This is a genomic window from Streptomyces sp. NPDC031474 (assembly GCF_055581185.1).
In genome coordinates this window covers 47,418-56,278 of sequence record NZ_JBVIJX010000034.1, presented here as the reverse complement: position 1 = coordinate 56,278, position 8,861 = coordinate 47,418, and the positions used below count along the sequence as shown (strand labels likewise).

The window sequence follows — 8,861 nt, the reverse complement described above, 5'->3', positions numbered from 1 at the left end:
GGCATCGCCCGCCTGCACAACCTCACCCTCGCCGGATAGCAGAGAAACGCAGGCCATCCTGCCCGGCAAAGACCAATTACGGGACAACCCTTAGGTGGCCGGTTACTTGTCTGGCGCGGGCCGGGGGTACCGGCAGCCCGACCGGGCAGAGGCACGGTTCGGCAGTCCGACGGTGGTGACACCATGTACGGCAGACCAGCCCCAGAGCAGAAGGCGAGCGGCAGGCTCGGGCCTCCCCCGGGCTTGCGGTGCGGGCTTGGCGCCGCATCGGCGTGTTCAGCGGATGGGACCTGCAGTCCAACCCCGGTTCAGCTGACCGGAAGGACGGCTGGGAAACGGCGCACGCTCACGCTCGCCCGCTGCACCAGCGTAGGGGGTTCACGCCGTTCAGACGTTGCTGCTGGTCGCCCCGACGGCGACGGTGGCCTCGATCTCGATGCGGGCCTCCGGGCGGGGAAGGGCGGACACCTCGACAACCGCTCGCGCCGGTCGCGGCTCGGCGCTGAAGTACTCGGCGTAGATCTTGTTCACCACGCCGAACTCCTTGATGTCGGTGACGAAGATGCCGACCCGGACGACGTCGGAGAGCTGGCCGCCGGCCTCGCGGATGATGGCCGTGACGTTGTCGAGGGACTGGCGCGTCTGTTCCTCGATGCTCTCACCGACGGCTCCGGCCTCGGGGGGCAGCGGCAGCTGGCCCGACACGAACAGCAGGTCGCCTGTGCGCACGGCTTGCGAGTAGGGGCCGATGGCCGAGGGGGCGTTCGACGTGGCGATAGCTGCGATGGCGGACATGCGTCATCTCCTTGTCGGTGGTTGATCGCTTTTGGCGTGGGTGGATGGATGGCTGGTTCAGCGGGCCATGACGGAGATGGCGTGGCTGATGTCGTCGCCTGTGATGAAGTAGTGCGGGGAGAGCCGCACGCCACCGCCCCGCAGGGAGCAGCGGATTCCTTCCTTCAGCAGACGCTCGTGGAGGACCTCTCCCGGTTCGACGGGCGAACGGGCGATGACGATGCCGGACTGGTGCCGTGCGTCCCGGGGGCTCACCATGGTGAAACCCCTCTCTTCGAGGGTCGTCACGAGCTGGCCCACAAGGTCCAGGATGTACTGCTCGATCCGCTCGGGCCCGAGGTCGAGCATGTGGTCGATGGTGGCCCCGAGGCCGGCGATGCCGACAGAGTTCTCGGTTCCGCTCTCGAACTTGCGGCCGTCCGAGGCAAAGGTCGGTTCGTGGTCGAAGTCGAACGGCTTCTCGGTGCTCAGCCAACCTGCCGTGGACGGCGTGAGCTGCTCGAACGCACGGTCCGAGAAGTGAACGAAGCCGATGCCGAACGGGCCGAGCATCCACTTGTGCGCACTGACCGAGAGGACGTCGATGCCTGACTCGTTCACGTTCAGTGCCATGGCCCCCGCTGCCTGGGTGCCGTCAACCACCAAGAGTGCGCCGTGGTTTCGGCACACCGCGCCGATCTCCGCGAGGTCGTAGCGATGGCCGCTTGAATACTGGACGGCGCTGAGAGCGACGAGGCGCGTCCGTACGTCGACGCGCTCCGCGATGTCGGCCGTCTCGGCGTGCCCGTGGGCGCCCATCGGGACGGCCCGCACTTCGACACCCTGCTGACGCAGTTGCAGCCAGGGGTAGAAGTTTGAGGGAAACTCCCTTTCTGGCACCACCAGGTTGTCTCCCGGCCGCCAGTCCACTCCGTTGGCGACGAGCGCCAGTCCGGTGCTCGTGTTCTGAGTGAAGGTGACGCGGCGGGCGTCCCCGTGGATTAGCCGGGCCACCCGCTCTCTGACGGACTCCGCCTCCTCACGCAAGGGGACAGTCGCGTCGATGCCGGTGTCGCGGTGGCGGCGCAGGACATCGGCCATCGCGTCCTCGACCCAGGTGGAGATCAGCCCGACCGCTGCCGTGTCGAGATACCTGACCGTCGCCGCTCCCGGGTACAAGGGCGCAGCGTATTCACGGAAATGGGCGTCAGAAAGTGTCATCGTGTTGCCGTTCATCATTGATGGCGGTCTACCCGGACCGCCGTTCAGGGTTTTTACGTGTTCCCGAGGGAATCAGCTGTATTCACCCGGAGACTCGGCGATCTCGTTCAAGTAATTGTAGATGGTGAACCGGGACACACCGAGGGCGCCGGAAACCCTTTCCACGGCGTCCTTGATCAAGAAAAGCCCCTTATCCTGAAGGAGCTTCACGATCTGAACCTTGTGGCGCTTCTTCATGGCCAGTACGTCGAGCCCCGACGACTGAATCGCGTCCTGAATCATGGTGTCGGTCAGCTCGTCGACGCTCTTCGGGAACCGCTCCCGGGTCCTCGAACCCCTCTTCTCCTCCGTGCTCGCGGTCGCGGAGGCGGTGCTGGCGGGAGGCTGGGACACGGCGGCGTGATCAGGTCCCCCTCGCTTGAAGGTCATCGCTGCAGCCAGCTTCTCGACCTGCAGCCACGCGGAAATGTCGATGTTTATACACAGAGCGGCAACGGGATTGCCGACCCGATTCCGGATGATCACCGTTGAAGAGCGGAGCACACGTCCGTCGTCCAGCGTGGTCTCGTAGCCGACGTCATTCTCCAGGAGTCCGGCCGAAGCGCGCTCCAGGAGGTAATTGGTGGCAGGATCCCCGACCTGCCTGCCTGTCACTTCTCCGTAAATGGCGACGATCGAATTCGGCAGCTTGCTCAGATCATGCAGGATGATTTCACTGGGCGGCGGGAGTGTCATGCCGAGCGGCTCGACGATCTCGGCGACGGCCGCGATGGTCCAGTCGCTGTCAGGAGTCGTCCGGTATTGCATGAGACCCTCGTCCGCGGTCGTCTTTTCGGCCCGGTCTGCTGTCATGCGGGCTCCCCCTCGTCGGCTCCGATCGAATCCGGCAAGCCTAGGCTTACACGGCTGGTTGAGTTTTGCAATCCCGGTTGCAGTGTGGCTACGGTGACCATTCTCCGACGGCACGACGACATCGAGGGTGCCCCCAGCCTCACCGAACTGATCACGATCCCGGCTGTCTCGGCCGCCTACGAGCCCGCGTGGCGCGAGCACAGTCACCTCCAGCGCGCGATCGGGTCCCCGACGGCTCGGTCGGAGGGCTCCTGTGCGGCCACGGCCGCTCGATACCGCGGATGCGGGCCCGCTTGGGCCGCAGGGCGCCGACGCCGGTCTCGGCGCCAACGGCCTTCTTGGTCCTGGTGGTTGATCCGGCTCCTGCTGCGGCCACGGGCTCGATGAGGTTGCCCATGGTGCAGTCGAGGATGTCGAGCAGGGCCATGAGGATCTTCAGGCTGAGCCGTTCGGGGCGCTCGACGACGAGCCGGTAGACGTGGCTGGAGGAGAGGGTGATGCCGCGTTCGTCCAGCAGCGGAATGAGGTCGGTGGTGGAGAACAGCCCGCGGTCGGCCATGACCTTGCGCAGGTGCCAGTGGTAGCCGAGCTTCGCGGCCATCAGCGGTCCTTGTCTGCGGAGGTCGGGGCGAGCGCGGGCGCGAGCGCCTTGTGGAGCATGGTGTTCATGAAGTCATCGCTGACGTGGGTGTAGATGGCGGTGGAGCTGTCATCCTCCACCGTCGGTGTCCTGGCGACCACCGTGATCCCCGACCAGGGATCCACAGGGGGCGGCACCACCGTGAAGCTCTCCGGCCACCACCTGGCCAACGCCACCGCCGTGCGCTTCGGCACCGCCCGGGCCGTCATCACCGCCAACACCGCGACCTCGCTGACCGTCACCGCCCCCGCGGGATCCGGTGTCGTCCCCGTGACGGTCACCACCGCAGGCGGCACCGGCACCCTCGGACACTTCTACTACCAGCCGGCCCCTGCCCTGACGGGTATCAGCCCCGCAGCAGGCCCCGTCGCCGGCAGCGACCAGGCAATCGTCATTACCGGCCGCAACCTTGCCGGAGCACTCGATGCGTACCTCGAGCCCGTCCGGGCCGTCATCCAACAGGTCTCCGACACTCAGCTCACCGTCAGGATCCGCCACGACACTGCGGTACCGAAGAACCTCGCTGTCGCTCAGCGCGACGCCGGGTAGCGCAGCTGCCGGTCGTCCTCGGCAACTCCGAGTAGCAGGACTCCGCCGGCAGTGTTGGCCAGGGCTGCCGCGTCACCGGCCAGGTCCCGCTTGGCCCTGTCGTTGCCGCCATAGAGCTCGCCCTTTAAGTCCAAGTCGTGGGACTCCGAGACAGCGTTCGTCTTCAGGGCGGCCACCTGGGCGTGTGAGACAGCGTCCAGCGGGGCCCCGAAGAGCCCTTCCAGACGGCGAGAGCAAAGAGCAGGGACTGTGACGCACGCGCCGTGCCGACCCGTGCCGGGGCGCACCCTCACGTGCACGTACGCGTGTACCGCCTATGCGTGAGCCCCCGCCATGCCCGCCACGGGTTACGCGTTGGCCGGCCGCCAGCCGCTCTCCCGGGCCGGAGTCCGGGCTTCGGCGGCACCCGGCATCAGTAACCACCGAAGCGCCCGTCGACCCTCCCCGTACGGGCGGGCTCGCCTTCCTCGAGGGCGAGCTGGGCGGCGCGCCGTTGCTTGAAGGTGGCTGAGGGTGGGCGAGTTGCTCAACGATGGCGCGGACGTTCTCGCTGCGCCGGACGGCGGTCGTCTGGCCAGCAGCGCGCGCCTGGGTACGCCAGGCTCGGCGCGCCTGCGGGGTGAGCACGATCGTGTCGTCGATCAGCCACAGGTACAGCACGACACGGATCAGCGAGCGTTGCGGGATGCGCCCCAGCGGGGAACGCTCTCGAGCTTCGAGAAGTCTGGTGAACAACTCACGTTGCTCCGGGGGCGAACCATTGACTCAGGCATGTATGGAGATACATTAATACCTGTTCCGGCTCGCTGGTGGCGACGCCGGCTCGTTACGGAGGTTCCTCCATGTCGCTGCGCTTGGCGCTACTGGCCCTGCTGGCTGCCCGGCCGATGACGGGCTTTGACGCTATGCGGCAGTTCGACGCGTCCGTCGACTACCTCTGGCACGCGCCGCACACCCAGATCTACCCCGAGCTGCGCAAGCTGGAGGCCGCGGGTCTCGTGGAGAGCGAGGAGGTGCCGCGCGGCGAGAACGCGAAGAAGCGCCGCTACAGCCTCACCGAGACCGGCCATGAGCAGCTGCGGGCCTGGGTGGAGAAGGTCGAGGAACCTCGGCGGGAGCGGGATCCACAGCGGCTCAAGGCGGCGTACTTCGAATGGGCGAGCCCTCGGGCCGCGCGTGCCCAACTGGAGGCGCACGCGCGGTTCCACCAGGACGCCTTGGCGTCGTATGAAAAGCAGCGCGACGACATCCTCGCGCGCAGCGTTCCCCTGCTCCTGGCCCGTCTTGAGCGAACGCCGCCCGAGGAACAGGAAGCGGTCGTGGAGTTCAAGGCGTTCGCGTACAGCGGTCTCATCGCCCGTGCCCGCGCGGAGGTGGAGTGGGCGTACGAAGGACTGCGGCTGCTGGACCGGCTCCACAAGGAGCGGTCCGAAGAAGAAGCCGCCGAGTAGCCGGGCGCTTGCTCGCCCGGTCGGTCAAGGCGCACGGCGCTCGCTGCCGGCGGCCAGAGACGGAGATCTCGATGAAGACGAATGCGGATCAGGCAGAAATCAGGCAGCTGGTGGAGAACTGGGCACTGTGGCGGGACTCTGGCGACTGGGAACGGTTTGCCACCGTCTGGCATCCGGACGGCTGGATGAGCGCCACATGGTTCCAGGGCCCGGCCGCGGACTTCATAGCCGCGAGTAGGGAGGGTTTCGACAACGGCGTCAGCATCCTGCACTTCCTGGGTGGCCACACCTCGGATGTGGCGGGGGAGCGTGCCATCGCGCAGACAAAGATGACGATCAGTCAGCGCGCCCAAGTCGACGGCGTGGTGGTGGATGTGGTGTGCACCGGCCGGTTCTACGACTTCCTGTCCCGCGACGACGACGAATGGACCGTCGTCCGCAGGCAGCCCATGTATGAGAAGGACCGCCTCGACGTCGTCGACCCCGCCGTCTCCCTCAAACTCGACGCCGAACTGCTCGCCCGGTTTCCCCTCGGCTACCGGCACCTCGGGTACGTGCAGACGAAGGCCGGATTCACGGTGAAGCCCGGCCTGCCGGGCCTGGTCGGCGAGGCCGTCGACCGCCTCTACGCGGAGGGCGCCGCCTGGCTCGCCGGCTCCGAACGGCCCGGAGTGCCTCAGTGACCCCGGCTGGTCCGCCACCTCAGGAAGGGAAGTCGCGCATGTATCCCCTGAACGCCTGGTACGCGGCGGCCTGGGACACCGAAGTCGGCCGGACACTGCTCCCGCGCACCATCTGCGAACGCCCCGTCGTCCTTTACCGCACGGGAGAGGGAACGCCCGTCGCCCTGGCCGACGCCTGCTGGCACCGGCTCGTCCCGCTGTCCATGGGCCGTCTCGACGGCGACGACGTGGTGTGCGGCTACCATGGCCTGACCTACGGCCCCACCGGACGCTGCACCCGGATGCCGGCCCAGGAAACCCTCAACCCCTCGGCGGCCGTGACCGCCTACCCTGTCGTCGAACGGCACCGCCACATCTGGATCTGGCCCGGCGACCCCAGCCAGGCCGACCCGGCGCTCGTCCCCGACCTGCACTGGAACGACGACGCCGAGTGGGCCGGCGACGGCGAACGCATCGAACTCGACTGCGACTACCGTCTCGTGCTGGACAACCTCATGGACCTGACGCACGAGCAGTTCCTGCACGCCGACAGCCTCGCCAACGATGAACTGTCCGATGCCGAACCGGACGTGGCACACGACGAGAACTCGGTCACCCTCACTCGATGGATGCACGGCATCGAGGCGCCCCCGTTCCTGGCCATGCAGCTGAAACGGAAGGCGCCGGAGTACCGCGGCCCCGTCGACCGCTGGCAGATCATCCGCTTCACCGCACCCTCCACGGTCACCATCGACGTGGGCGTGGCACCCGTGGGCACGGGAGCGCCGGACGGGGACCGAAGCGCGGGCGTCAACGGACATGTGCTCAACACCGTCACACCGGCCGGCCCCGGCGCCTGCCACTACTTCTGGGCGTTCACCCGCAACTACCACCTCGGCGACCAAGGGCTCACCAATCTCCTGAGGCAGAACGTCTCCCGCGTCTTCGGCCAGGACTCCGACATGCTGAACGCCCAGCAGCGGGCCATCGAGGCCAACCCCGACCACGAGTTCTACAACCTCAACATCGACATCGGCGGCATGTGGACGCGGCGCATCATCGACGCCCAGGTCGCCGCCGAGCAGGGCCGCGAACGCACCCATCCCTCCGCGCTCGCGTCCGCAGCCGCGATGACACGGCGGTCGGCATGAGCGGCAGCACGAAGCGGCTGTCGACCGTCGACGCCTGCGACGAAGTGGCGCCGGACGTCGCCATGATCACCCTGCGCCTGCCGGACCCAGCACCCGCACCACCTCCCGGCAGCCATCTGGACGTCACCGTGCGCCTCACGGGTGGCAGCGACACCCGGTCGTACTCCCTCGTGGATCTGGGGCACGACGACGGCTTGCTGCGGATCGCCGTGCGCCGACAGCGGGACGGCCGGGGCGGATCCGTGTGGATGCACTCGCTGAAACCGGGCGACGAACTCGAAGTCACCGACCCCATCGACGAGTTCCCGCTCACCCCGGGACCGGCCCCCAGCATGCTGCTCGCTGCGGGGATCGGCATCACCCCCGTCCTCGGACTCGCCAGAGCCCTGCGTGCCCGGGGCTGCGACTACCGGATCCGCTACGCGGGCCCCTCCCGTGACCGCATGGCGTTCACGGCGGAGCTGGAGTCCGCTCACCCCGGCCTCGTGACCCTGGCCGAATCCGCACACGGAGGACGCCTGACCCCCGCCGACGTGGTGGCTGACGTTCCACAGGGCGGTGTGCTCTACGTCTGCGGGCCGATGGGTCTGCTGAGGGACGTCCGCCAGGCCTGGCAGCAGGACGCGCGGCCCTCTGCAGACCTCCGGTTCGAGACGTTCGGAACGAGCGGCAACCACCCAGCCTGTTCGTACCGGGTCACCGTGCCACGCCACGGCGTGACGGTCGAAGTCCCGGTCGGCACCAGCATGCTGGACGCGCTGCAGGAGGCGGGTGTCGAAATCATGTACGACTGCCTGCGCGGCGAATGCGGACTGTGCCGCGTCCGGATCCTGAAGGCCGACGGGCCCGTCGACCACCGTGACGTGTTCCTGTCCTCGCGACAACGGGCCGAGGGCCGCGAGCTCTGCGCCTGCGTGTCCCGCATCGCCGGGCCCGAGGTCACCATTGACTGCTGAGCAGCTCCGCGTTGCGGTGTGGGGCCGAGGACCGGAGCTGCCCCGTCGACCGCACACGCTCTGGACGTCGTCGAGCAGACGCTGGTCGCCGCTGGCACGAAGATCTGTCGCACTACGACGACTGCCGCGCGCCCCATGCGCGCCGACGACCGTGGTGTGCGCACCAGAGGTGCACCGGGTGTGGGACGCGTATCCAGGGCCTGGCCCACAGCAGCGGCCACCATCTGTTCCATGACCTTCGCGACGTCCTGGTGGTCCTCGGTGAGGATGGTTTTCACGCCGGGCGCCAGGACGGCGCCAGGCCGTGGGCCTGGCGCCGGTGGCTCGACGCCCGACGCGCCAGTCCACCGATTCCTGCGGGCAAAGCTGGGTTTACAGGTAGTACCAGTCCACGGCCACGCCCTCGCTGAGCTGCCCCGAGTCTCGTAGGGTCCGGTGATCTTGTTTCAGGCGGACTGCGGGGTGGCTTCCTGTTGTCGCCACCAGTCGCGTTCGTACTCGGCGGGCGGTACGTAGTCGAGGGCGGAGTGGAGCCGGGGCCCTGACCCCGGATCTTGGACACCGGAGAGACTTGGATCTTGATGGTCCAGGAGAACGGAGTCCCT

Annotated in this window: 10 protein-coding genes; 5 read left to right on the top strand and 5 right to left on the bottom strand. The window is 67.8% G+C overall.

The window, feature by feature from the left end; all coding sequences use genetic code 11:
• Positions 1-387: 387 nt before the first annotated feature.
• The 4 genes from ACZ5SK_RS44380 to ACZ5SK_RS44365 all read right to left on the bottom strand — a co-directional run bounded on the left by ACZ5SK_RS44380 (position 388) and on the right by ACZ5SK_RS44365 (position 3,448).
• Positions 388-795, bottom strand: coding sequence for a RidA family protein (locus ACZ5SK_RS44380; protein ID WP_069764851.1), 408 nt, complete (start codon positions 793-795; stop codon positions 388-390).
• Between the two features lie 57 nt (positions 796-852).
• The gene (locus tag ACZ5SK_RS44375) at positions 853-1,953 is read right to left on the bottom strand and encodes an aminotransferase class V-fold PLP-dependent enzyme (protein ID WP_069764850.1); all 1,101 of its coding nucleotides are present in this window, start codon (positions 1,951-1,953) and stop codon (positions 853-855) included.
• A gap of 114 nt (positions 1,954-2,067) precedes the next feature.
• Positions 2,068-2,847: a helix-turn-helix transcriptional regulator gene (locus tag ACZ5SK_RS44370; RefSeq protein ID WP_334581500.1), complete on the bottom strand. Its 780-nt coding sequence runs from the start codon at positions 2,845-2,847 to the stop codon at positions 2,068-2,070.
• A 151-nt stretch (positions 2,848-2,998) separates the two neighbouring features.
• On the bottom strand, positions 2,999-3,448 hold the full coding sequence (locus ACZ5SK_RS44365; RefSeq protein WP_176742565.1) for a helix-turn-helix domain-containing protein: 450 nt from the start codon (positions 3,446-3,448) through the stop codon (positions 2,999-3,001).
• A gap of 99 nt (positions 3,449-3,547) precedes the next feature.
• Here ACZ5SK_RS44365 and ACZ5SK_RS44360 point away from each other — a divergent pair, with 99 nt between their 5' ends.
• Positions 3,548-4,036 carry an IPT/TIG domain-containing protein gene (locus ACZ5SK_RS44360; RefSeq protein WP_256122981.1) on the top strand — a complete coding sequence of 163 codons (489 nt, stop codon included), beginning with the start codon at positions 3,548-3,550 and terminating at the stop codon, positions 4,034-4,036.
• Here the strand turns inward: ACZ5SK_RS44360 and ACZ5SK_RS44355 are convergent.
• Complete coding sequence (locus ACZ5SK_RS44355; protein WP_069764848.1) at positions 4,018-4,212, bottom strand: RNA-binding domain-containing protein; 195 nt, start codon at positions 4,210-4,212, stop codon at positions 4,018-4,020. The genes ACZ5SK_RS44360 and ACZ5SK_RS44355 overlap by 19 nt on opposite strands.
• A 666-nt stretch (positions 4,213-4,878) precedes the next feature.
• Between ACZ5SK_RS44355 and ACZ5SK_RS44350 the strand changes: the two genes are divergently transcribed.
• The 4 genes from ACZ5SK_RS44350 to ACZ5SK_RS44335 all read left to right on the top strand — a co-directional run bounded on the left by ACZ5SK_RS44350 (position 4,879) and on the right by ACZ5SK_RS44335 (position 8,256).
• On the top strand, positions 4,879-5,487 hold the full coding sequence (locus ACZ5SK_RS44350; RefSeq protein ID WP_069764847.1) for a PadR family transcriptional regulator: 609 nt from the start codon (positions 4,879-4,881) through the stop codon (positions 5,485-5,487).
• A 71-nt stretch (positions 5,488-5,558) separates the two neighbouring features.
• Positions 5,559-6,170: a nuclear transport factor 2 family protein gene (locus tag ACZ5SK_RS44345; protein WP_069764846.1), complete on the top strand. Its 612-nt coding sequence runs from the start codon at positions 5,559-5,561 to the stop codon at positions 6,168-6,170.
• A 38-nt stretch (positions 6,171-6,208) separates the two neighbouring features.
• On the top strand, positions 6,209-7,300 hold the full coding sequence (locus tag ACZ5SK_RS44340; protein WP_069764845.1) for an aromatic ring-hydroxylating dioxygenase subunit alpha: 1,092 nt from the start codon (positions 6,209-6,211) through the stop codon (positions 7,298-7,300).
• Positions 7,297-8,256, top strand: a complete 960-nt coding sequence (locus ACZ5SK_RS44335; RefSeq protein ID WP_069764844.1) for a PDR/VanB family oxidoreductase — start codon at positions 7,297-7,299, stop codon at positions 8,254-8,256. The genes ACZ5SK_RS44340 and ACZ5SK_RS44335 overlap by 4 nt, the downstream gene beginning before the upstream one ends.
• Positions 8,257-8,861: the final 605 nt, after the last annotated feature.

Bases quoted from the DNA above. Each gene is read 5' to 3' on its own strand.
- ACZ5SK_RS44370 (WP_334581500.1), bottom strand. From the start codon at position 2,847: ATGACAGCAGACCGGGCCGAAAAGACGACCGCGGACGAGGGTCTCATG.
- ACZ5SK_RS44340 (WP_069764845.1), top strand. From the start codon at position 6,209: ATGTATCCCCTGAACGCCTGGTACGCGGCGGCCTGGGACACCGAAGTC.
- ACZ5SK_RS44365 (WP_176742565.1), bottom strand. From the start codon at position 3,448: ATGGCCGCGAAGCTCGGCTACCACTGGCACCTGCGCAAGGTCATGGCC.
- ACZ5SK_RS44335 (WP_069764844.1), top strand. From the start codon at position 7,297: ATGAGCGGCAGCACGAAGCGGCTGTCGACCGTCGACGCCTGCGACGAA.
- ACZ5SK_RS44350 (WP_069764847.1), top strand. From the start codon at position 4,879: ATGTCGCTGCGCTTGGCGCTACTGGCCCTGCTGGCTGCCCGGCCGATG.
- ACZ5SK_RS44380 (WP_069764851.1), bottom strand. From the start codon at position 795: ATGTCCGCCATCGCAGCTATCGCCACGTCGAACGCCCCCTCGGCCATC.
- ACZ5SK_RS44345 (WP_069764846.1), top strand. From the start codon at position 5,559: ATGAAGACGAATGCGGATCAGGCAGAAATCAGGCAGCTGGTGGAGAAC.